This is a genomic window from Devosia oryzisoli (assembly GCF_014837245.1).
Lineage (GTDB): Bacteria > Pseudomonadota > Alphaproteobacteria > Rhizobiales > Devosiaceae > Devosia > Devosia oryzisoli.
This window is the reverse complement of the sequence record NZ_JACYFU010000002.1, coordinates 256,374-278,677: the sequence shown is the minus strand read 5'-3', so window position 1 is coordinate 278,677 and position 22,304 is coordinate 256,374. Positions and strand designations below refer to the sequence as shown.

The 22,304-nt window shown below is 64.9% G+C and carries 22 protein-coding genes; 13 read left to right on the top strand and 9 right to left on the bottom strand.

Features of this window, described 5'->3' with window-relative positions; all coding sequences use genetic code 11:
- Positions 1–5: 5 nt before the first annotated feature.
- Positions 6–956, top strand: coding sequence for a substrate-binding domain-containing protein (locus IC608_RS07935; protein WP_191774287.1), 951 nt, complete (start codon positions 6–8; stop codon positions 954–956).
- A 398-nt stretch (positions 957–1,354) separates the two neighbouring features.
- Here IC608_RS07935 and IC608_RS07930 read toward each other — a convergent pair whose 3' ends face one another.
- From IC608_RS07930 to IC608_RS07920, 3 genes are read right to left on the bottom strand one after another with little or no spacing between them, the layout of a single operon-like run.
- On the bottom strand, positions 1,355–1,555 hold the full coding sequence (locus IC608_RS07930; protein WP_191774285.1) for a heavy-metal-associated domain-containing protein: 201 nt from the start codon (positions 1,553–1,555) through the stop codon (positions 1,355–1,357).
- Between the two features lies 1 nt (position 1,556).
- Positions 1,557–1,964: a Cu(I)-responsive transcriptional regulator gene (cueR, locus tag IC608_RS07925; protein ID WP_191774283.1), complete on the bottom strand. Its 408-nt coding sequence runs from the start codon at positions 1,962–1,964 to the stop codon at positions 1,557–1,559.
- A complete protein-coding gene (locus tag IC608_RS07920; RefSeq protein WP_191774281.1) occupies positions 1,964–4,228 on the bottom strand; it encodes a heavy metal translocating P-type ATPase in 2,265 nt (754 codons plus the stop codon). The genes cueR and IC608_RS07920 overlap by 1 nt, the downstream gene beginning before the upstream one ends.
- Before the next feature lie 180 nt (positions 4,229–4,408).
- Here IC608_RS07920 and IC608_RS07915 point away from each other — a divergent pair, with 180 nt between their 5' ends.
- A complete protein-coding gene (locus IC608_RS07915) occupies positions 4,409–5,131 on the top strand; it encodes a Crp/Fnr family transcriptional regulator (RefSeq protein ID WP_191774279.1) in 723 nt (240 codons plus the stop codon).
- 307 nt (positions 5,132–5,438) lie between these two features.
- Positions 5,439–5,585 (top strand): DUF1127 domain-containing protein, encoded by a 147-nt coding sequence (locus tag IC608_RS07910; RefSeq protein ID WP_191774277.1) that lies wholly within the window; start codon positions 5,439–5,441, stop codon positions 5,583–5,585.
- Positions 5,586–5,694: 109 nt separating this feature from the next.
- Here the strand turns inward: IC608_RS07910 and ybaK are convergent, their stop codons facing one another.
- Positions 5,695–6,168, bottom strand: a complete 474-nt coding sequence (gene ybaK / locus IC608_RS07905) for a Cys-tRNA(Pro) deacylase (protein WP_191774275.1) — start codon at positions 6,166–6,168, stop codon at positions 5,695–5,697.
- 38 nt (positions 6,169–6,206) lie between these two features.
- Positions 6,207–6,425, bottom strand: a complete 219-nt coding sequence (locus IC608_RS07900) for a hypothetical protein (RefSeq protein ID WP_191774273.1) — start codon at positions 6,423–6,425, stop codon at positions 6,207–6,209.
- Between the two features lie 109 nt (positions 6,426–6,534).
- Here IC608_RS07900 and IC608_RS07895 point away from each other — a divergent pair, with 109 nt between their 5' ends.
- The gene (locus IC608_RS07895) at positions 6,535–7,440 is read left to right on the top strand and encodes a LysR substrate-binding domain-containing protein (RefSeq protein ID WP_191774271.1); all 906 of its coding nucleotides are present in this window, start codon (positions 6,535–6,537) and stop codon (positions 7,438–7,440) included.
- Here the strand turns inward: IC608_RS07895 and IC608_RS07890 are convergent.
- Positions 7,429–8,304, bottom strand: coding sequence for a LysR family transcriptional regulator (locus tag IC608_RS07890; RefSeq protein ID WP_191774269.1), 876 nt, complete (start codon positions 8,302–8,304; stop codon positions 7,429–7,431). The two genes, IC608_RS07895 and IC608_RS07890, sit on opposite strands and share 12 nt — an antisense overlap.
- 92 nt (positions 8,305–8,396) lie before the next feature.
- Here IC608_RS07890 and IC608_RS07885 point away from each other — a divergent pair, with 92 nt between their 5' ends.
- Positions 8,397–9,893 (top strand): CoA-acylating methylmalonate-semialdehyde dehydrogenase, encoded by a 1,497-nt coding sequence (locus IC608_RS07885; protein ID WP_191774267.1) that lies wholly within the window; start codon positions 8,397–8,399, stop codon positions 9,891–9,893.
- 141 nt (positions 9,894–10,034) lie between these two features.
- Here the strand turns inward: IC608_RS07885 and rhaI are convergent, their stop codons facing one another.
- Positions 10,035–11,324 carry an L-rhamnose catabolism isomerase gene (gene rhaI, locus IC608_RS07880; RefSeq protein WP_191774265.1) on the bottom strand — a complete coding sequence of 430 codons (1,290 nt, stop codon included), beginning with the start codon at positions 11,322–11,324 and terminating at the stop codon, positions 10,035–10,037.
- Between the two features lie 154 nt (positions 11,325–11,478).
- Complete coding sequence (locus IC608_RS07875; RefSeq protein ID WP_191774263.1) at positions 11,479–13,575, bottom strand: bifunctional rhamnulose-1-phosphate aldolase/short-chain dehydrogenase; 2,097 nt, start codon at positions 13,573–13,575, stop codon at positions 11,479–11,481.
- A gap of 180 nt (positions 13,576–13,755) precedes the next feature.
- On the opposite strand from IC608_RS07875, the gene IC608_RS07870 reads away from it, so the two are divergent.
- The 6 genes from IC608_RS07870 to rhaM all read left to right on the top strand — a co-directional run bounded on the left by IC608_RS07870 (position 13,756) and on the right by rhaM (position 19,701).
- On the top strand, positions 13,756–14,562 hold the full coding sequence (locus IC608_RS07870; protein ID WP_191774261.1) for a DeoR family transcriptional regulator: 807 nt from the start codon (positions 13,756–13,758) through the stop codon (positions 14,560–14,562).
- 31 nt (positions 14,563–14,593) lie between these two features.
- A complete protein-coding gene (rhaS, locus tag IC608_RS07865) occupies positions 14,594–15,580 on the top strand; it encodes a rhamnose ABC transporter substrate-binding protein (RefSeq protein ID WP_191774259.1) in 987 nt (328 codons plus the stop codon).
- A gap of 153 nt (positions 15,581–15,733) precedes the next feature.
- The gene (locus IC608_RS07860) at positions 15,734–17,239 is read left to right on the top strand and encodes a sugar ABC transporter ATP-binding protein (RefSeq protein ID WP_191774257.1); all 1,506 of its coding nucleotides are present in this window, start codon (positions 15,734–15,736) and stop codon (positions 17,237–17,239) included.
- Positions 17,236–18,216 carry an ABC transporter permease subunit gene (locus IC608_RS07855; RefSeq protein WP_191774256.1) on the top strand — a complete coding sequence of 327 codons (981 nt, stop codon included), beginning with the start codon at positions 17,236–17,238 and terminating at the stop codon, positions 18,214–18,216. Before IC608_RS07860 ends, IC608_RS07855 begins: the two co-directional genes overlap by 4 nt.
- A 157-nt stretch (positions 18,217–18,373) precedes the next feature.
- Positions 18,374–19,372: an ABC transporter permease gene (locus tag IC608_RS07850; protein WP_191774254.1), complete on the top strand. Its 999-nt coding sequence runs from the start codon at positions 18,374–18,376 to the stop codon at positions 19,370–19,372.
- Complete coding sequence (gene rhaM / locus IC608_RS07845; RefSeq protein WP_191774252.1) at positions 19,369–19,701, top strand: L-rhamnose mutarotase; 333 nt, start codon at positions 19,369–19,371, stop codon at positions 19,699–19,701. The genes IC608_RS07850 and rhaM overlap by 4 nt, the downstream gene beginning before the upstream one ends.
- A gap of 92 nt (positions 19,702–19,793) precedes the next feature.
- Here the strand turns inward: rhaM and IC608_RS07840 are convergent, their stop codons facing one another.
- A complete protein-coding gene (locus IC608_RS07840) occupies positions 19,794–20,651 on the bottom strand; it encodes an NAD-dependent epimerase/dehydratase family protein (protein ID WP_191774250.1) in 858 nt (285 codons plus the stop codon).
- Between the two features lie 189 nt (positions 20,652–20,840).
- Between IC608_RS07840 and IC608_RS07835 the strand changes: the two genes are divergently transcribed.
- Entirely contained in the window at positions 20,841–21,179 is a 339-nt protein-coding gene (locus IC608_RS07835; protein WP_191774248.1) for an SH3 domain-containing protein, read from the top strand.
- A 75-nt stretch (positions 21,180–21,254) separates the two neighbouring features.
- Positions 21,255–22,256: an asparaginase gene (locus tag IC608_RS07830; RefSeq protein ID WP_191774246.1), complete on the top strand. Its 1,002-nt coding sequence runs from the start codon at positions 21,255–21,257 to the stop codon at positions 22,254–22,256.
- The last annotated feature ends 48 nt before the right edge of the window (positions 22,257–22,304 follow it).

Genomic DNA, 22,304 nt, shown 5'->3' with positions numbered 1-22,304 from the left:
CTGCAATGAAACTGATCAAGACCCTTCTGGCAGCGACCGTGCTGGCCGGCGCCCTTGGTGGCGCTGCCATCGCGCAGGACAAGGTGACGATCGGCGTCTCCGTGCCGGCCGCGGACCACGGCTGGACCGGCGGCGTCAACTACTTCGCCCAGCAGACTATCGACCGCCTCAGCAAGGTCTATCCGGATGCGACGTTCGTGTTCGCTTCGGCTGCCGACGCGCCCAAACAGATCGCCGACATCGAGGACATGGTCTCGACCCGCAATATCGACGCGCTGGTGATCCTGCCCGGTGATCCGGACGCCATGACCTCGGCCATCAAGCAGGTCAAGGACGCGGGCAAGTTCGTCACCGTGGTGGACCGCCAGCTCTCGATCGACGGCGTGGAAGATCTCTACGTCGCCGGCGACAATCCGGGCCTGGGCACCAACACCGCCAACTACTTCAAGGAAGCCATGCCGGACGGCGGCAACATCGTGGTGCTGCGCGGCCTGCCCATCCCGATCGACCAGCAGCGCGTCGACGCCTTCATGGCCGGCATCGAAGGCACCAACATCAAGGTGCTGGACGACGAGTTCGCCAACTGGAACCGCGATGACGGCTTCAAGGTGATGCAGGACTTCCTGACGCGCTTCCCGGACATCAAGGGCGTGTGGGCGCAGGACGACGACACGGCGGTGGGCGCCATCGAGGCGATCAAGCAGGCCGGCCGCGAAGACGAGATGTTCATTGTCGGCGGCGCCGGCATGCAGCAGATGATCCAGCGCGTGGCTGATGGCGACAAGCTGATGCCGGTGGACGTCAGCTACAACCCGGCCATGATCTCGACGGCGATCGAGCTGACGACGGCGCACGCGGTCGGCGGCGTGCCGGTTTCGGGCCGCTATATCCTCGAATCGACGCTGATCACCCAGGAGAATGCCAGCGAGTTCCTGGACGAAGAGAGCCCGTTCTGATCCCGGCGTTCCTTCCAACGAAGAAGGGGCACCCATCGGGTGCCCCTTTGATTTTGTATCAGGCGTTTTGTCGCAGGAACTTCATGGACTTGTGGGCATTTGTCTGCCCGAGCTCCAGGCGACGCCGGCCTTCTTTGGTGCCGCAGGAGCTCACCAGTTTTTCTGTGTGATCGGGTCGGCGCTGCGTGCGCTTGCCTGGGGGTTGTGCGTGCGGAGGCATCCCCCTCACCCGCCCTTTGGGCACCCTCTCCCCGAGGGGGAGAGGAAGAGGAGGTGCCTGCGTCCCAGGGATATGCCGGGATACGGGGAGGTCCGGCCTTTTTCTTCTCCCACTCGGGGAGAAGATGGCGCGGAGCGCCGGATGAGAGGGTCGCTCCGCAGTCCTTGGTGCGGGGCGATCAGGCGGCTTCGGGGGTGTAGCCGGCTTCGCGGATGGCGTCCTCGCCCTTGGCCTTGTCGCCGGTGAAGCTCACTTTCTTGGTGGCCAGGTCGATGTCGACCTGCGTGCCCGGCAGGGCTTGCTCCAGTGCGCCGCGGACGGTGCCGACGCAGTGGCCGCAGGTCATGTCGTTGACGGTGAGGGTGGTTTTCTCGCTCATATCAATGTCCTTTCTTCGCCGGGGCGCCGGCGAGGTCGTCGAGAATGGGGCAGTCGGGGCGGTCGTCGCCATGACAGCAATGCACGAGGTGGCGCAGGGTTTTGACCATGCCCTGCAATTCCCCGATCTTTGTTTCGAGCGCCGCGATGTGGTCGCTCGCGATATCGCGCACTTCCGAGCTGGTGCGCGACTTGTCCTGCCAGAGGCCGAGAAGGAGCGTCGTTTCCTCGATGGAAAATCCGAGGGTACGGGCCCGCTTGATGAAGCGCAGGATATGCACTTCGTCCTCGCCATAGACGCGGTAATTGCTTTCCGTGCGCCCGGGCGGCTCGATCAGGCCGATCTCTTCGTAGTAGCGGATCATCTTGGCCGAAACGCCGGAGCGCTCGGCAGCCTGGCCGATATTCATCACATCACTCCCTTGACGGTGCGCAGTCGCTGCGCGTTGGACACGACGAGCACGCTCGAGAGCGCCATTGCCCCGGCACCCAGCATGGGCGAAAGCAGGATGCCGAAGGCGGGGTAGAGGACGCCGGCGGCCACGGGGATCAGGATAACGTTGTAGCCGAACGCCCAGAACAGGTTCTCCCAGATGTTGCGCAAGGTGGCGCGGCTGATGATGAAGGCGTTGAGTACCTGCCGCAGGTCTCCGCCCAGCAGTACCACATCGGCGCTTTCGATGGCCGCATCGGTGCCCGTGCCGACCGCGATGCCGACATCGGCTTCGGCCAGGGCCGGGGCGTCGTTGATGCCGTCCCCGACATAGGCGACGGTGCGATAGGCCTGGCGCAGCGTCTTGAGGGCAGCGGCCTTGTCGGCTGGCAGCACTTCGGCGCGCACTTCGTCGATGCCCAGGTCTCGGGCGATCGCTTCGGCGGTGCGGCGATTGTCGCCCGAGATCATCGCGGTCTTGAGGCCCTGCTCGTGCAGCGCGGCGATGACCGCCTTGCTGGTGGGCTTGAGCACGTCGGCCACGACGATCGCCGCTGCCGGCCTGTCGTCGATGGCGGCAAAGACCGGGCTCTTGCCCTCTGCGCTCAGGCGCTCGACGGCGGCATCGAAATCGGAGAGATCGAGGCCGGAGAGGTAACGGGCCGAGCCGACCTTGACGAGCCGTCCCCCGACCCGACCGACGACGCCATGGCCCGGATCGGAGTCGAATTCTTCCACCGGGGAGAGCGTGAGGCCTGCCTTTTCGGCCGCAGCGACGATGGCGCTGGCAATGGGGTGCTCGGAGCGGGCCTCGAGGGCGGCCACCAGGGCCAGGACCTCGTCATGCTCGAAATGCTCATCGAGAATGAGATCGGTGAGTTGCGGCTTGCCTTCGGTGAGCGTGCCGGTCTTGTCGAAGGCCACGATGCCGGCATCGCGCAGGAGCTGCAGCGCTTCGCCCTTGCGGAAGAGGACGCCGAGTTCGGCGGCGCGGCCGGTGCCCACCATGATGGAGGTGGGCGTGGCCAGGCCCATCGCACACGGACAGGCGATGATGAGGACGGCAACGGCGTTGACCAGCGCATAGGTCAGGTTGGGTTCGGGACCCCAGACCAGCCAGGCGGCGAAGGTGAGGAGCGCCAGCGCCATGACGGCCGGCACGAACCAGGCGGTGATCTGGTCGACCACGCCCTGGATCGGCAGCTTGCCGGCCTGGGCGTCCTCGACCATGCGGATGATCTGCGCCAGCATGGTATCGCCGCCCACCTTGGTGGCGCGGAAGCGGAAACTGCCGGAGGTGTTGAGCGTGCCGCCCACCACGCTGGCGCCCGCGGTCTTGGCGACGGGCAGGGGCTCGCCGGAGATCATGGATTCATCGACATGGCTCGACCCGTCGACCACCTCGCCATCCACGGCGATCTTTTCGCCCGGGCGCACAAGGACGATGTCGCCCACGGCCACCTCGGCGATGGCGACTTCCTCGACGGTCCCGTCGCGCTCGACGCGGGCGGTCTTGGCCTGCTGGCCCACCAGATGCTGGATGGCGGCGCCGGTGCGGCCCTTGGCGCGCGCCTCGAGCCAGCGGCCGAGCAGGATCAGCGTCACGATGACGGCCGCGGCCTCGAAGTAGACGTTGCGGGTCGCCTCGGGGAGGAGCTGCGGCGCAAAGGTGACGACGGTGGAGTAAATCCACGCCGCGCCGGCGCCGACCGCGACCAGCGAGTTCATTTCCGGCGCCCGATGCAGCAGCGTCGGGATGCCGATCTTGAAGAAGCGCCAGCCGGGCACGAAGAGGACGAAACTGGCGAGCACGAAATAGGCAATGTAGAGCGCCGGCAGCGGCACCACCGACATCACCGCCATGTGGAAGGGCGGATAGAGATGGCCACCCATCTCGATGATGACCAGCGGCAGGGTCGGGATAGCGGCGCGGATGGTGTCGCGGCGCAGTACCGCCGCGTCCTCGTCATGGTGGTGGTGGCCGACATGGCCATGCGCCTTCTGATGCGGTCGCGCCTTGTAACCGATCTTTTCGATGGCGCCGATCAGCGGCTCCGGGCCGGCAGGCTCGGCGAGCTGGACGCTGGCACGCTCGGTCGCCAGGTTAACCGAAGCGGCGGTGACGCCGGGCACCTTGAGTAGCGCCTTTTCGACGCGCGACACGCAGGAGGCGCAGGTCATGCCCTCGATATCGAGCTGGACCGTGGAATTGGGCTGTGGATGATGGACGTGTTCGTTCATTTTTGCACCTCGTCCGCCATCATGTAAGGCTTCCCATCATGGGAAGGTCAAGGGCCGGCCACAAACTTTTCGAGCCGAGCGCGAAAGCCCCAAGTGCTTCACATTGGCGCAGCGACACCAGATGGGGTTATTGTGGCGCCTCAGAGCACCTTAAGAGTCTCAGGCACGAGGGCCAAGACCATGCAGACGGTTCGCAAGGACATCCACAATTCTGATCTGCCGGTGCTCTGCCAGAGCTGCGAGGCGCGGCACCAGGGGATTTGCGGCGCCCTCAGGCCCGAGCAGTTGCAGCAATTGTCCAAGGCCACGCGCCGCGTGCACCGGGGCGAGGGCGAGGAACTGATTGCCGATGCCATGCCCATCGACAGCTACGCCAACGTGCTGCGCGGCGTGGTCAAGCTCACCAAGGTGCTCGAGGATGGACGGCAGCAGGTGGTGGGGCTGCAATTTGCGCCCGACCTTCTGGGGCGGCCCTTTGCGTCAGAAAGCCGGGTGACGGCCGAGGCCGCGTCCGATGTGGATTTGTGCGTCATCCCGCGCCCGGCGCTGGAGTCGATGCTCAAGGACAGCGCGCCGCTCGAACACCGCGTGATGATGCAGGCCTTGCGCGAGCTCGACGAAGCGCGCGACTGGATGGTGACGCTGGGGCGCAAGACGGCGGCCGAGAAAGTGGCGAGTTTCCTCTATCTCATCGCCAGCCACATCGACCCCACCGAGGAAGGCGCGGCAACGACGTTCGACCTGCCCCTGAGCCGGAGCGACATCGGGGACTTCCTGGGGCTCACCATCGAGACGGTCAGCCGGCAGATCAGCAAGCTCAAGGCCGATGGGGTGATCGAAATCGTCAGCTATCGGCACGTGACGGTACCGGACCTGGCCCGCCTGCGCGTCCGGTGCGGCTGACGCGGGACGGGCCTTCCTGTGTCCGGCCGCGCAGACGCTGATGCTGCGCCAAACGCATAGCTCCTGACCGGATGGTCAAAAATAGGCCCGGCCGGTCGGGATGGAGCGTTTCTGTTTCCTTATCAGATCGTTAACGCAAGGGGCTCGCCGTATCGTTGCGCCCGGATTTGGTCGCGGAGCTGAATCGGGGGTGAATGGGCTGCTCGTTTTGGATGCACCCAGTGCATAACGGATGTGCACAGAGTCTACCTTCTAATCACGACTGTTCCGCTATAGATAAGGGGCATCGAAAGAAGGGGAACCGAAAATGAACATTGCCAAGAAGATCGCCCAGTTTGCCCAGTATCAGCGCACCATGCGCGAACTGAGCGCCCTCGATGCCCGTCAGCTCAATGACCTCGGCATCACCAAGGCTGATATCCGCTCGATCGCCCGCGGCACCTACGGCGTCTAATCGCCCAAAGGTCCCGGCCGTCGCAACGGCCTATCCGATGAAGGCGTCCGCAAGGGCGCCTTTTGTCGTTTCTGGGCTCTGATTCTCAGGCGCTCTGGGCGGCGCGAGGCTAGCGCACCAGATCGGCGACGGTGCAGCCCAGGGCTTTTACCAGATCGTCGGGGCGAATGCGGATCTGCAGGCCCCGTTGCCCGCCGTTGAGGAAGATCTCGTCGTAAAGCTGGGCCAGTTCATCAAGCGCCGTGGGCACGGCTTTGCGCTGGCCGAGGGGGCTGATGCCGCCGACCTTGTAGCCGGTGAGGCGCTCCGCATCGGCCGGCTTCATCATGTGGGCCGATTTGCCGCCGAGCGCCGCGGCGAGCTTTTTCATGTTCACTTCCTCGTCCGAGGGGACGATGGCGCAGACCGGCTTGCCGTCGAGTTCGGCCATCAGCGTCTTGAACACTTCGGCGGGCGACACGCCCATGGCTTCGGCCGCCTGCAGCCCAACGCGCTCGGCATTGGGGTCGTAGTCATAGGTGCCGGTAGTGTAAGCGATGCCGGCTCGGTCGAGAGCCTGGGTGGCGGGCGTGGTCTTGGACATGCCTCTGTTCTAGCGCACGCCCGGAGCGGGGCAAGTCCCTAGCGCTCGAGGTCGGGGCGGCGCAACCAGCGCGGATCGTCGGCGGGCGTTTCGAACTCGTCCATGCCGACGTCATGCAGCAGGTGCGGTGACAGGCGCAGCGACTCGATGGCCCGGCGGCGGCGATGGGTATCGGGTTGGGAACCGGGGCGGGCCATGGCCGGCATGGCCGCGAGAAAACCGAGAAATGTCTGGAACACAGTCATGGTCGCATACATGGGCCTTATAGGTCCATGCCCTCTGCTTGTTTGACAGTGCCGAGGATGCGCCCGATGATGGCGCCATTCCAACTAAACGTCAGCACGGCGCCATAAGGAAAATTTATCCATGACGTTGCCGCCTCTCACCGCCGTCCGCGCCTTCGAGGCCGTGGCGCGACACCTGAGCTTTACCCGTGCGGCGGACGAACTGGGCATGACGCAGGCGGCGGTGAGCTACCAGATCCGGCTGCTCGAGGAGCGGATCGGCACGCCGCTGTTTCTGCGTAAGCCCCGGCAGATTGCGCTGACCGAAACGGGGGCGCAGCTGGCGCCGGCCACGCGGGATGCCTTCGACATGCTGCGCAATGCGTTCGCAGAGGCGCAGGGGCGCGTCGAGGGGACGCTGGCCATCACCGCGGTGCCGACCTTTGCCAGCCACTGGCTGGCGGCCAATGTCGGCCTCTTCCAACTGGCCCATCCGGAGATCGCGGTGCGGGTGGAGAGTTCGGGGCATCTGGTGGATTTTGGCGCCGAGGAGTTCGACGTCGGTATCCGCGGCACCAAGAAGCCGACGCCGGGCCTCGTCTGGCACCTGCTGCTCAAGGCGGAATTTGCGCCGATGATGAGCCCCAAGCTGGTGCATGAGTACCAGGTTCGCCAGCCCCGTGACCTGCTGCGGGTGCCCCAGATTGCGCCCGACGATCCGTGGCTGACGGCCTGGCTCGATCTGGCCGGGGTCAGTGGCGCGGTGATCGATGACCGGCCGTTCAGCCGGCTGGGATCGCAGAACCTGGAGGCGGCCGCCGCCATCGCGGGGCGGGGACTGGCCATGCTCACCCCCACATTCTATTCCGATGACATCGCCGCAGGGCGGCTGGTGCAGCCATTCAAAACCATCGGCTGGGACGGCCATGGCTACTATCTGGTCTACCCGGAAAGCCGCCGCAACGCGCCGAAGATCCGCGCCTTCCGCGAGTGGCTGCTCGAGGCGACGGCGCCGCTGCGCGACCGGCAGGCCAGCCTAGAAGGGTGAGCGGTCGCGGGAGACGATCTCGGCGAGGAAGTCGGACACGACGGTGACCCGGCGCAGGCCGCGCAAATCTTCATGCACGACGGTCCAATAGGAGCGCGTGAGCGTGTGGCTCGGCAGCACGGGCACGAGGCGCGTGTCGCCGGCGGCCATGAAGGCGTGGAGGATGCCGATGCCGGCACCGGCGCGGACGGCTTCGGTCTGGCCCATGGCGGAGGAGACGGCGACGCTCGATTGCCAGCTCTTGAGAAAGTCGGCGGTGTAATCGAGCGACGGCGTATAGAGCAGGTCCTCCACGTAACCCACGAGACGATGCGCGGCGAGGCCGTCCAGCGAGTTCGGCGCGCCATATCGCCTGAGATAGGTGGGGGAGGCGTAGAGGCCGAGCCGGTAATCGGTCAGCTTGCGGGCCACGAGCCGACCCTCGCGCGGGCGCTCCAGCGTCACGGCGATGTCGGCCTCGCGACGCGAGAGGGAAAAGGCCCGCGGCACCGGGACGAGTTCGATCCTGAGGCCGGGATGGCGCTCGATCAGCTCGCCGAGGCGTGGGGCGAGGAAGGCGACGCCAAAACCATCGGGGGCGCCGACGCGCACCGTCCCTTCGAGCGCACTATCGGCACCGGCCGTCGCCATGGCGGCAAGCGAGGCGCTTTCCATGGCCTCGGCATGCCGCAGGAAGCGTTCACCCTCCGCCGTCAGCTCGGTGCCATTGGTGCGGCGGCGAAAGAGTGCGCTGCCGACGGCCTGTTCGAGAGCCGCGATGCGCCGGGCGACGGTGGCGTGGTTGAGGCCGAGCGTGCGGGCGGCGCCCAGGAACTGGCCCTGCCGCGCCACGGCGAGAAAGATGCGCGCATCGTCCCAGTTCATCGGCTACGATTTTCGCACAACGGATACGCTTTCCTTCTCGTTGATGTGTGCAAAGCGTAGTGCGAAACCTCTCCGCAATAAAGGAGATTTGCATGCGCACGATTGGACACTTCATCGACGGGGCCGAAACGACGGGCGAAAGCACGCAGTTTCAGGACGTGTTTAACCCGGCGACCGGCGAAGTGCAGGCGCGGGTGGCGCTCGCGACGCCGGCGGAGCTCGAGGCTGCCGTCCGCTCGGCCGCTGCCGCCCAGCCCAAATGGGCCGCGACCAACCCGCAGCGGCGGGCGCGTGTATTCTTCGCCTTCGTGGGCCTCATCAACCAGCACATGGACGAACTGGCCGAACTGCTGAGCGCCGAGCACGGCAAGACGGTGGAGGACGCCAAGGGCGACCTGTTGCGCGGGCTGGAGGTGTCCGAATTTGTGGCCGGTGCGCCGCACCTGCTCAAGGGGGAATTCACCGAAGGGGCGGGGCCGGGCATCGACATGTATTCTCTGCGCCAGCCGGTGGGCATCGGCGCGGGCATTACGCCGTTCAATTTCCCGGCCATGATCCCACTCTGGATGCTGTCTCCGGCGATTGCCGCGGGCAACGCGTTTATCCTCAAACCCTCCGAGCGCGACCCGTCCGTGCCGGTGCGACTGGCGCAACTGGCGATCGAGGCGGGGCTGCCCAAGGGCATCCTCAACGTGGTGCATGGCGGCAAGGATGTGGTGGATGGCATCATCGCGCACGAGAAGATCGAGGCGATCAGCTTCGTCGGCTCCACCCCGATCGCGCGCTATGTCTATGCTAGCGCTGCGCAAAACGGCAAGCGCGTGCAGGCGTTTGGCGGCGCCAAGAACCATATGGTGATCATGCCCGATGCCGACATGGAAAAGGCCGCGGACGCCTTGATGGGGGCCGGTTATGGCTCGGCCGGGGAGCGCTGCATGGCGGTGTCGGTGGCGGTGCCGGTGGGCGAAGCGACGGCGGATCGGATCATCGCGGCGCTCAAGCCCCGCATCGAAAAGCTCACGGTGGGCCCGGCGACGGACAAGGCGTCGGACATGGGCCCGGTCATCACCAAGGCCAGCCAGGAGCGCGTCAAGGCGCTGATCGGCAAGGGCGTGGAGCAGGGCGCCGACCTCGTGGTCGATGGGCGGGACTTCTCGCTGCAGGGCTATGAAAACGGCTACTTCGTCGGGCCGACCCTGTTCGACAAGGTGACGCCGGACATGGACATCTACCGCGAGGAAATCTTCGGGCCGGTGCTGAGCGTGGTGCGCTCCAAGACCTATGAAGAGGCGCTGGAGCTGGTGATCGATAATCCCTATGGCAACGGCACGGCGATCTTTACCCGCGATGGCGATGCGGCGCGCGATTTTGCCAGCCGGGTCAATATCGGCATGGTGGGCGTCAACGTCCCGGTGCCGGTGCCGCTGGCCTATCACAGTTTCGGCGGCTGGAAGGCCTCGGCCTTCGGCGACCTCAACCAGCACGGCACGGATTCGATCAAGTTCTGGACCCGCACCAAGACGGTGACGGCCCGCTGGCCGAGCGGCATCAAGGATGGGGCGGAGTTCCAGATGCCCACGATGAAGTAAGTACTCGACGTCGTCATTGCCCGGCTTGTCCGGGCAATCCCTTCTTTGGGGAAGGAAGGTGGATCACCCGGACGAGCCGGGTGATGACGGTGGTGGTTGGGGTCGGAGCGTCCGGCCTTTGGCGTTGTCGCGACGTGCTGCTCAGACGATGCCGCTGGACCCGGCGGCGATCTCGGGCCGGACTTCGGCGACCTTCTGGCGATATCCGGAGGCGCGATAGGTGGCGAGGAGGTCGATGGCGCCGCCCTGTTCGAGGCGAGCCATGGCCAGGATCGGCTCGACGTCGGTGCGGTAGGCGAGGCGCAGGGCCTGGGTGGCGCCAAGGGCGTCGTTGCCTTCCTGCGCGGCCTTGAGGCCCTTGCGGTCGACCAGCAGGGCCTGGGCATAGGCGCGCTGCACGTCGGCCGCCGAGAGCATCAGCGATTCGATGGGGTCGGTGACGTTGTGCGACTGGTCGAGCATGTGCGCGGGGGCGAAATCGGCGTAGCGCTCTTCGGCATCGACCAGTTCGTTGAAGACAAGGAACAGGCGGAACGGATCGATGGCGCCCGCGTCGAGATCGTCATCGCCGTACTTTGAATCATTGAAGTGGAAGCCGCCCAGCTTGCCGAACTGCGCGAGGCGGGAAACGATCATCTCGATATTGACGTTGGGCGCATGGTGGCCGAGGTCGACGAGGCAGAAGGCCTTGTCGCCCAGCTCCTTGGCGATGAGGTAGTTGGTGCCCCAATCCTGCACGACCGTGGAATAGAAGGCCGGCTCGTACATCTTGTGTTCGGAATAAAGCCGCCAGTCGTCGGGGAGGGCGGCATAGATCGCCTTCATGGAGTCGAGATAGTGCTCGAACTGGGTGGCGAAATTGGTCTGGCCGGGGAAGTTGGAGCCATCACCGATCCAGACGGTGAGGGCCTTCGAGCCGATGGTCTTGCCGATCTCGATGCATTCGAGGTTGTGCTCGATGGCTTGATCGCGCGTGGCCTTGTCGGCGGCCGAGAGCGAGCCGAACTTGTAGCTCTGCATCTGCCCCTTGGCGTCGGCGAAGGTGTTGGAGTTCATGGCATCGAAGCCGAGATTGAAGCGGCTGGCCGCCTGCTTCAGGCGGTTCGGATCGGCCTTGTCCCACGGAATATGGAGGGAAACGGTGCGCGTCGCCTGGGTGAGCTGGGCGATGACGGCGCAATCCTCGATCTTGTCGAAGATGTCGCGCGGCTCGCCCTTGCCGGGAAAGCGGGCAAAGCGGGTGCCGCCGGTGCCGACACCCCAGGAGGGCACGGCAACTGAGAAGGCAGCGACCTTTTGCTTGATGGCGTCGATGGCGATGCCGCGCCGGTCGAGACGCTCGCCCAGCGAGTCGTAGTCGCGGCGGAGGTTGGCCTCGCGGGATGCGTTTTCGGCTTCGATGGTGGTGGGCTGGATGATGTGATCTGTCATTTTGGTGGGTCCTCCCCCGAAATTGTGGCTCTCACCCCCACCCCGACCCTCCCCACAAGGGGGAGGGAGGCCGACTGAAACATTTGCGCCAGCGGCTCCTGCGCATCCCTCCCCCTTGTGGGGAGGGACCGAGGGTGGGGGGGCCTCCTGAAAATTACCGCGGGAACGACTGGGCGTTGCCGGCGTCGACGTTGAGGATATTGCCGGTGGACTTGGCCGAGGCTTCGGACGCGAAGAAGTAGATCGCTTCGGCGATGTCTTCGGGGAACACCGAGCGCTTGAGCATCGAGCGCTGGCGGTACATTTCCTCAAGGCCATCCTTGTCGGTCTTGTAGGTCGAGGCGCGCTGCTCCAGCCACTCGCCGGCCCAGATCTTCGAGCCGCGCAGCACGGCGTCGGGGTTGACGACGTTGACGCGGATCTGGGCTTCAGCGCCTTCGAGCGCGAGGCAGCGGGCGAGATGGATTTCGGCGGCCTTGGCGGTGCAATAGGCAGCAGCGTTGGGGGAGGCGGCGAGACCGTTCTTGGACGCGACGAAGACGACGTTGCCGCCGATTTTCTGCTGGCGGAACAGGCGGAAGGCTTCGCGCGACACGAGGAAGTAGCCCGTGGACAGGATGTCCATGTTCTTGTTCCACAGCTCGAGCGTGGTCTCTTCGATGGGGGCGGACGAGGCGAGGCCTGCGTTCGAGACCAGAATGTCGAGGCCGCCGAACTCCACCACGGCGTGGGCAAAGCCGGCAGTGACCTCGGCTTCGCGGGTGACGTTGATGTTCACCGGGCGCACGAAGTCGGTGCCGAAGACGCTGGAGAGCTCCGCGATGGCACTGTCGAGCGCGGCCTGGTCGATGTCGGCGAGAACGACGCAGGCGCCTTCGCGCAGCAGCCGGATGGCCGTCGCCTTGCCGATGCCGCCGGCGCCGCCGGTGACAAGGGCGATCTTGCCGGCCAGGGATTTAGGCTTGGGCATGCGCTGCAGCTTGGCTTCTTCGAGCAGCCAATATTCGATATCGAAGGCTTCCTGTTCGGGCAGGCCCTGATATTCGGAAACGGTCGAGGCGCCGCGCATCACGTTGATGGCGTTGACGTAGAACTCGCCGGAAATGCGGGCCGTGGCCTTGTCCTTGGCGAAGGTGATCATGCCCACGCCGGGGATCAGGTAGACGACGGCGTTCGGGTCGCGGATGGCCGGCGAGTTGTCGTGCTTCGAGCGTTCATAATAGGCGGCATAGTCGGCGCGGTAGGCGGCGATCTGCTTGTCGAGGCCGGCGATGACGGCGTCGACATCGGGGTGGGCCGGATCGAAGTCGATCACCAGCGGGCGGATCTTGGTGCGCAGGAAGTGGTCGGGGCAGGAGGTGCCCAGCGCGGCCAGCGGGCGCAGATTGTTTGAGTTGACGAATTCGAGGACGGCGGGGCTGTCATCGAAATGGCCGAGCTTGTGGCTGTCCTCGGAGATGAAGCCGCGAATCTTGGGCATCAGTTTTGCGGCGATGGCGCGGCGGGCGTCCGCATCGAGCGACTGGACGGCGGCGCCGCCAAAGATGGTCTTGCCCTCGGTTTCCTTCTCGAACCAATCCATCGCCGTATTGATGATGCGCAGCGTGGTTTCGTAGCACGCCTTGGGAGTGTCGCCCCAGGTGAACAGGCCATGGGACTCGAGGATGACGCCATTGGCATTGGGGTGCTCGAGGCAGAATTTTTCGAGCCACAGGCCGAGCTCGAAGCCGGGCTTCTTCCAAGGGAGCCAGCCGATCTCGTCGCCGAAGATTTTTGCGGTCAGCTCTTTGCTGTTCTTCGAAGCGGCGATGGCGATGATGGCGTCCGGGTGCATGTGGTCCACATAGGGGTGGGGCACATAGGCGTGGAGCGGGGTGTCGATTGAGGAGGCGCGGGGGTTGAGGTTGAAGGTGGCGTGTGGGAGGTAGCCCACCATCTCGTCTTCGAATTCGACGCCGCGATAGAGGCCCTTCAGCGCCCGCAGCTTGTCCATGTAGAGCGTGGCAAAGCCGTCGAGCTTGATCGAGGCATTGTCGCCGCCCGAACCCTTGACCCAGAGCACTTCCACCTCTTCGCCGGTCAGCGGGTCTTTCTGCCAAATCTTCGAGGAGGTATTGCCGCCGCCGTAATTGGTGACGCGCTTGTCCGACCCGAGGAGGTTGGAGCGGTAGACGAGGCGCTCGGGCTCGCTCATCGAGGCGGCCTTGGCATCGTCCCAAAGGTTCTCGAGGCGCTTGGGCGCAGTGGACATCGGGGTTCCTCCTCGTCTGGACAGCGTGTGCGCGCGAAATGGGCACGGCGCCTGGTGGTTGTCAATCAGAAACGATCATGTCTAAGCCGTCATGACAGATAATGACCGAATGTGTCAGTTTCCTGATTGACTCGCGCTGCCGTTCTGTTTGAACCTGCGCGACGTCAGGGAGGACACTCGGTGCACGAGACGGAACGCCATCGCGTCATATTGTCGGCAGCGCAATCGCGCCCGGTGGTGACCGTGGCGGAGCTCTGCGAAGTCACGGGATCGTCGGAAGCCACGATCCGCCGCGACATCGCCTCGCTCGACGAACAGGGCAAGCTGCGGCGGGTGCGCGGGGGCGCCGAGGCGTTGAACCCGCCCTCGCAGCGCGGGCTGATCGGCCGGCCCTACTCGGTCAACGAAACGATCAACATTGCGCAAAAGCACGCCATCGCGCGGCTGGCGGCAGAGATGTGCAGCGATGGCGAGCCGATCATCATCAATGGCGGCACGACGACGTTCCAGATGGTGCATCACCTGACGGACAAGCGGATCAGCGTCTTCACCAACAGCTTTTCCATCGCCGAGTTCCTGATCCACCACTCGCGCAATTCGGTGGTGATCCCGGGCGGCACCATCTATCGCGAGCAGAACGTCATCCTCTCGCCCTTCGGGGGCGTGGTGGCGAGCCACTTTTACGCCAAGCGCATGTTCATCGGCTGCCAGGGCATTGGTCCGCACGGGCTGATGGAGGCGGACCCGATGGTGGTGCAATCGGAACTGGCGCTGATCGACCAGGCCGAGGAACTGGTCGTGCTCGCCGACAGCTCGAAGTTTTCCGGCAGATCGAGCCTCATCCTGTGCGGGCTCGAGAGAATTTCCGCTGTCGTCACCGACAGCGGCATACGCGACGAGGACCGGCAGATGCTGGAAACGGCAGGTGTCCGGCTGCTCGTCGCGGACATGACGACCCAGGTCAACCGGCCGGCGTCGGTGGCCTGACAACGGGTTCAATTCAAGGGAGGAACCAACAATGAAACTGCTCAAACTGCTTGCTGCCACGACGGCTGTTGCCGCCATGCTGGCCTCGCCGGCCTTCGCCCAGACGCGCATCGCGCTGGTGGTGAAATCGCTCGGCAACGGCTTTTTCGATGCCGCCAACAAGGGCGCCCAGGAGGCGGCCAAGGAATTGGGTGATGTCGAGGTAATCTACACCGGCCCGACCACGGCGACGGCCGAAGCGCAGATCGAAGTCGTCAACTCGCTGATCGCCCAGCAGGTGGACGCCATCGCCATCTCCGCCAATGACCCCGATGCGCTGGTGCCGGTGCTCAAGCGCGCCATGGACCGCGGCATCAAGGTGATCAGCTGGGATTCGGGCGTGGCGCCGGAAGGCCGCATGCTGCACCTCAACCCATCCGACGTGAACCTGATCGGCGAGACGATCGTCAAGCTCGCGGCGGACTACCTGCCCGAGGGCGGTGACGTGGCGATCCTGTCGGCAGCGTCCACCGCAACCAACCAGAACGCTTGGATCGAAGCGGCCAAGAAGGTGATCCCGGAAAAGTACCCCAACATCAACCTCGTCGCGACCGTCTATGGCGACGATGACTCGGTCAAGTCGACCGAAGAAGCCCGCGGCCTGATCTCCGCTTATCCGGACCTGAAGGCCATCATCGCCCCGACCACGGTCGGCGTCGTGGCTGCAGCCCAGGTGGTGACCGACCAGGACCTGATCGGCAAGATCAACGTCACCGGTCTCGCCCTGCCGTCCGAGTTCAAGCAGTTCATCGACAATGGCGCGTCCCAGGCCGTGGCGCTGTGGAACCCGATCGACTTGGGCTACTCGGCCGTCTACCTGGCCAACGCCCTGGTGGATGGCGAGGAAGCCAAGCCGGGCGCAACCTTCTCCATCGGCAAGGTGGGGGAAGTGACGCTGGACGACACCAACTCGGCCGCCATGGCCGCGCCGTTCCAGTTCGACAAGTCCAATATCGAAGAGTTCTCGAAGATTTATTGATCGTCCGCTCTGTTGCTCCTCCCCCTTCACGGGGGAGCCGGGTGGGGGTGCGGGAGCCCGGATATCGTGGCTCTCGCCCCCCACCCTTGATCCCTCCCCGCAAGGGGGAGGGTGTCGACTGACATTTTCGCGCGAGCGAACGAGACCCTTCTTATGATCGACCCCATCCTCACATTGACCGGCATATCCAAGAGCTTTCCCGGCGTGCGGGCGCTGCATGAGGTGTCGCTGGAGCTTTACGCCGGCGAGGTGACGGCGCTGATCGGAGAGAATGGGGCGGGCAAATCGACGCTGGTGAAGACCATGACGGGCATCTACCAGCCGGACAGCGGAGAAATCCGCATGGGAGGGAAGGTGGTGACGCTGCCGACAGCGCATTCGGCGTCTGATGTCGGCATCACCGCGATCCACCAGGAAACGGTGCTGTTCGATGAATTGAGCGTGGCCGAGAATATCTACCTGGGGCACGCGCCCAAGAACCGCTTCGGCCTGATCGACTGGAAGACGATGCGGCGCGAGGCGCAGGCGACGCTCGACTCGATGGCCGCGGGGATCGACGCGGACATGCCGCTCAAGGAACTGGGCATTGCCAAGAAGCACCTGGTGGCCGTGGCGCGGGCGCTGAGCGTCGATGCGCAGGTGGTGATCATGGACGAGCCGACCGCGGCGCTGAGCCAGAAAGAAATCGAGGAGCTTTACGTGCTGGTCGACCTGCTCAAGCAGGACGGCAAGGCCATCCTCTTCATCTCGCACAAGTTCGACGAGATTTATCGCATCGCCGACCGCTACACCGTGTTTCGCGATGGCGAAATGGTGGGCAAGGGGTTCATCAAGCAGACGCCGCAAAGCGAGATCGTCAAGCTCATGGTGGGCCGTTCGGTGGACCAGATTTTTCCACCGCGCCACGCCATGGTCGGCGAACGTGTGCTCGACGTCAGTGGATTGAGCCACCCCACCGAGTTCCGCGACGTGTCCTTTTCCGTGCGGCGCGGCGAAATCCTGGGGTTCTATGGCCTTGTGGGGGCAGGGCGCTCCGAGGTGATGCAGGCCGTGTTTGGCCTGACGCGGCCCTCGGCAGGCACCATGACGCTGGCCGGAAGACCCCTCTCGCCGCGCTCGCCGGCGGATGCTGTCGAGGCAGGGATCGTCTACGTGCCCGAGGAGCGGGGCAAGCAGGGTGTCATCACCGGAGAGCCGATTGTCGTCAACGTGTCGCTGCCGAGCCTGAAGCGCACCAGCCGGAGCGGCTTCCTGCGCATGGCCGAAGAATTCAGGCTGGCGCGGACTTTTACCGAGCGGCTGGACCTGCGCGCCTCCTCGCTCAGCCAGAACGTCTCGACACTGTCGGGCGGCAACCAGCAGAAGGTAGTGATCGCCAAATGGCTGGCGACGGACCCCAAGGTGATCATTCTCGATGAACCGACCAAGGGCATCGATATCGGCTCGAAAGCGGCGGTGCACGAATTCATGGCCGAGCTCGTGGCGCAGGGACTGAGCGTGATCATGGTGTCCTCCGAGCTGCCAGAAATTCTCGGGATGAGCGACCGGATCGTGGTGATGCGCGAGGGGCTGGTGGTCGAGACGCTGGACAATGTGGATCTGGCGCCCGAGACGCTGGTGCGGCTGGCGGCGGGCATTGCCGAGGAGCGCGCGGCGTGAACCGGCTCCTGAAAAACCGCGAGTTCTGGCTGGCGCTGGCGATCCTGGCGGTGATCGTGCTGGTGACCTTCCGCTTCCCGCGCTTTGCGCAGGCAAGCAATCTGCTCACCATCTTCAACGACACCTCGATCCTGATGATGCTGGCGCTGGGGCAGATGGTGGTGATCCTGACCCGCTCCATCGACCTCTCGATGGCGGCCAACCTGGCGCTGACCGGCATGCTGGTGGCCATGGTCAATGCGGCGTTCCCGTGGCTTCCGATCCCCGTGCTGATCGCGGGATGCATCCTCGTTGGCGGATTTCTGGGCGCTTTCAACGGAGTGCTGGTGTGGAAGCTGGGCATTCCGCCCATCGTCGTGACACTGGGCACGCTGACCATTTTCCGCGGGCTGGTGTTCGTGGTGTCGGGCGGCGCCTGGGTCAATGCCGACCAGATGAGCCAGGATTTCATCCAGCTCCAGCGCGGCGCGTTCCTCGGCTTGCCGATCCTCTCCTGGTTCGCGATCGTGGTGGCGGGTCTCATGTCCGTGCTGATGACGCGCACGCCGCTGGGGCGGGCTTTCTACGCCATCGGCGTCAATCCGACGGCGTCGGTCTATACGGGCATCGACGTGGGGCGCACCAAGTTCCTGGCTTTCGTGCTGTCCGGCGCCATTTCGGGGCTCTGCGGCTATCTCTGGATTTCGCGCTATGTGATCGCGTCGGTGGAAGTGGCGGGCGGCTATGAGCTGACCATTGTGGCGGCCTGCGTCATCGGCGGCGTCTCGATTGCCGGGGGCATTGGCACGGTCGCCGGGGCGCTGCTGGGTGCCATCTTCCTCGGGGTCGTCAACAATGCGCTGCCGGTGATCGGCGTGTCGCCGTTCTGGCAGATGGCGATTTCAGGGGCGGCGATTTTGCTAGCGGTCGTGCTCAATGCGCGCGGGGAGAAAAGCAAAGGCCGGGTGATTTTGCGCTCGGCGGAGGGGGTGGCGTGATGGTGCATCGTGGCCAACCGTCCCCCCACCCGGCCTCCCCCGCAAGGGGGGAGGAGCCGCATCCAGTTTTTGGCTCGGTTTCGTCCCATGCACCAACTCGGGTCCATCGCCCTCGCGGGGAGGAATGCAAAGGTCGGCGCCAAGATCGGATAAAGTCATGACCGAGACATCGCTTCATCGCCGGCTGCCGGACCGGCTCGACAATCCGCTGAAATCCGGGCTCCTGAGCTGGGAAATGCTGCTGGTGCTGGTGGCGGTGGCGATCTTTGTCGCCAACAGCTTCGCCTCGCCCTATTTTCTCAATGCCTGGAGCCTTTCGGACCTCACCTTCAACTTCACCGAGAAGGCGCTGATTGCGCTGGCCATGGCGCTGCTGATCATTGCCGGCGAGATCGACCTTTCGGTGGCGTCCATCATTGCGCTGGCCTCGACGCTGATGGGGCTGGCGCTACAATTTGGAGCCGACACGCCGGTGCTGGTCGCCATCGGGGTGGGGGTGGGCATTGCCTGCGGGGCGTTTAACGGGTTCCTGGTGACGGGTCTGAAACTGCCGTCGATCGTCGTTACCATCGGCACGATGAGCCTGTTCCGCGGCATCGCCTTCATCATCCTCGGGGACCAGAGCTACAAGGGCTATCCCGCCAGCTTTGCCTGGTTCGGGCAGGGCTATGTGTGGTGGGTGATCTCGTTCGAGCTGGTGCTGTTCGCCATCTTTGCGGTGATCTACTGGGTGCTGCTGCACCGCACCAATTTCGGGCGGCGGGTGTTCGCCATCGGCAACAATCCTGTCGCGGCGCAGTTTTCCGGCGTGCGCGTCGATCGCATCAAGTTCGTGCTGTTTTGCCTGACGGGGCTGATGAGCGGCGTTGCTGCCGTGCTGCTGACGGCTCGGCTCGGCTCGACGCGGCCGTCAATCGCGCAAGGATTCGAGCTCGACGCCATCACCATGGTGGTGCTGGGCGGGGTGTCGATCCTGGGCGGGGCAGGCTCGATCCTGGGGGTGGTGCTGGCGGCGCTGATCATCGGGCTCGTGACCTTCGGGCTAGGGCTCCTGAACGTGCCGGGCATCGTCATGTCGATCTTTACCGGCGCGCTGCTGATCGTGGTGATCGCGCTGCCGATCCTGTGGACAATGATGAGGGAGCGCCGCGCATGATCGAGGATGCCGGATACGAAAAACACGCCTTCAAGATGCGGCTCAACCCGGGCATGGCGGAGGAATACAAGAAGCGCCACGACGCGATTTTTCCCGAGCTCGTGGACCTGCTGCATGAGGCCGGGGTGAAGGACTATTCGATCCATCTCGACGAGGAGACGAACACGCTGTTCGGCGTGCTGTGGCGGCGGGTGGATCACACGATGGATAAGCTGCCCTCGACCGCGGTGATGCAGCGCTGGTGGGCGCATATGGCCGACATCATGGCGACCAATGAGAAGAACGAGCCGCTATCGGTGGATTTGCGGCCGATGTTCTGGATGAAGTGAGGGTGGCGGGATTGCTGTTGCGCGGCCAGCGGCTACGGATGCAATCCCCCCCTCACCCGTCCCCCCGGGGGAGAGGAATAAGAATGGCGCAGCTAGACTTCGTTGCGCCAGCTGTATTGCGGCGAGTAGTCGAGCATGCGCTTGGCTTTCTCGATGGAGAGCAGCGTGCCGTTGGTGGTGATGTGGCCCTTCTGCTCGACGCCGGGGAAGACTTCGGCAAGCAGGGACATGTTGGAGCGGCTCATCACCGTGTCGGCGTTGGCGATGATGAAAGCCTCGAAGCCCTTGAAGTCGGCTTCGATGGAGCGGCGCACGGCCTGGGCGCCGTCGCGCGCGTCGATATAGCCCCAGAGGTTCCACTTGCGCTGCATCGGGTCGTTGTTGAAATCGGGAAAGCGCTTGTAGTCCTCGGGGTACATGACGTTGGAGAAGCGGAGGCCGATCATGCGCAGCTCCGGGTCCCAGCGGCAGAACTGGGCGGCCATGGTCTCATCGAGCAGCTTGCCCAGCGAATAGGCGCTTTCGGGGCGCGGGAAATATTCTTCATCGACGGGCGCGTAGGGCGGCGGATTGTCGAAGGGCAGGCCCAGCACGGTTTCGCTCGAGGCGAAGACGACGTTCTTGATGCCCGCCAGGCGGCAGGCCTCGAAGACGTTGTAGCTGGTGGGGACGTTGTTGGCGAAGGTCCTGGGATTGGCGGCGATGCCCGGAGCGGGAATGGCAGCAAGGTGGACCACGGCGTCGAAGGGTCCCTTGCGCTCGTCGACGCCGCCCAGAATGGCCGAGGCGACTTCGCCGAAATTGGTGAGATCGACCCGGACGGTGGGGCAGGTGGGCTCGGGCAGGGGGCTCTGGTCGACGTTGAGGACGTCGTAGCCGTGGGCAACGAGGTCCTTGAGCACCGCGCGCCCGAGCTTGCCGCTACCGCCTGTCACCAAAACCTTCGCCATCACCAACCTCCTCTAAACGATTGCAGAATTCTTCTTGCTGGTGGGCCGAGTCTAGCGGGGAAGGCGGCTCCTGCCAATGCGGCGGCGCGGCTCTCAAGATGAACGGCAGGTGAACCCACCCATAAGCGTGGGTTCAAGCGCGGCCGCCCACTGTATCACCCGCCACGACAGTTCAGGGGGGATGCCCAAATGACCAAATCTCAGGAAAAGATCCTCGTTGCGGCCCTCTGTGGGCTCGTCATCACCGCCGCCGCAGGCTTTGCCGTGCAGCCGGCGCGGGCGGCGGGATATTCGGTGGATGCCATGGCGCGCGTCAGCAACGTGGCCCACTGGGATGTGCTCAACGTGCGCAAGTGGCCGGCGAGCTATTCGCGCAAGGTGGGTGCCTTTGCACCCGGCACGCCCGTCTGGGTGGAGCGCTGCATCGAGGCGGAGCGGGGCTCGGACTGGTGTCTCGTCGCGCGGCAGCACACGCGCGGCTGGGTCAATGCCCGCTTCCTGACGCCGATGAGCGACTGGGACCTCTAGCCACCCCGCTCTGTTGACTTTCCACCGCTGCGCTGGTCGTGATGGCACCGGTTTTGTGCGCGTGGAGGGCGGGGAATGGATGCCAATCCCATTCTGGCCGAGGTGGTCCGGGGCAATTGGGTGGAGAATCGCCACCGCGGAGCGTTCATCGTCGTCGATGCCGATGGCGGGGTGATCGCGGCGGCCGGCGACGTGGAGCGGCCGGTGTTTCCCCGCTCGGCCATAAAGTCCATGCAGGCGCTGGCGATTTTCGACCGCCATGCCAGCGAACGCTTCCACCACACACAAGAGGAACTGGCCCTGGCCTGCGCCTCGCACCACGGCGAGGACGCGCATGTCGCTGGGGTGAGCCAGCTACTGGCGCGGCTGGGGCTTTCGGAACGCGATCTCGAATGCGGGGCGCACATGCCGACCAACGCCAAGGCGCGCGCGGCGCTGCGGGCGCGGGGCGCCGAACCGTCACCGCTCCACAACAACTGCTCGGGCAAGCATTCAGGCATGCTGAGCGTGGCGCTGGCGATGGGCGTGCCGACGGCGGGCTATGTCGAACGCGAGCATGACGTGCAACGCGCCGTGCGGGCTGCGGTGGAAGCGGTGATCGGCGAAGAACTGAGGGAGGATCGTTGCGGCACCGATGGCTGCTCCATCCCGACCTGGGCGGCGCCTCTGCGCGCCTTTGCGCGGGGCTTTGCCCGCATGGCTACGGGGCAGGGGCTCGACAGGACGCATGCCGCGGGCGCTGCGGCACTGTTCGACGCGGCAACGAGCCACCCGCACCTCGTGGCCGGGACGGGGCATATCGATACGCTCGTGATGGAGGCGTTCGAGGGCCGCGTGATGCAGAAGGGCGGGGCCGAGGGCGTGCAGTGCGGCGCCATCCGCGACAAGGGCTGGGGCTATGCCCTCAAATGCGACGACGGCAACATGGCCGCGAGCCAGGCCATGGTGGCCGCCCTGCTGCTGGCTCACGCCGGCCCCGATGCGCGGCAGCGCGCCGTATTGGAGCAGTTCGCGCGCCAGCCGCTCAAGAATGTGCGGGGTACCGTCGTCGGGGAGATGCGCGCAATATCAACATGAGCTAGGAACCCCGGACGGCGTTGCGCATTTACGCCCTTCGGTGAACTG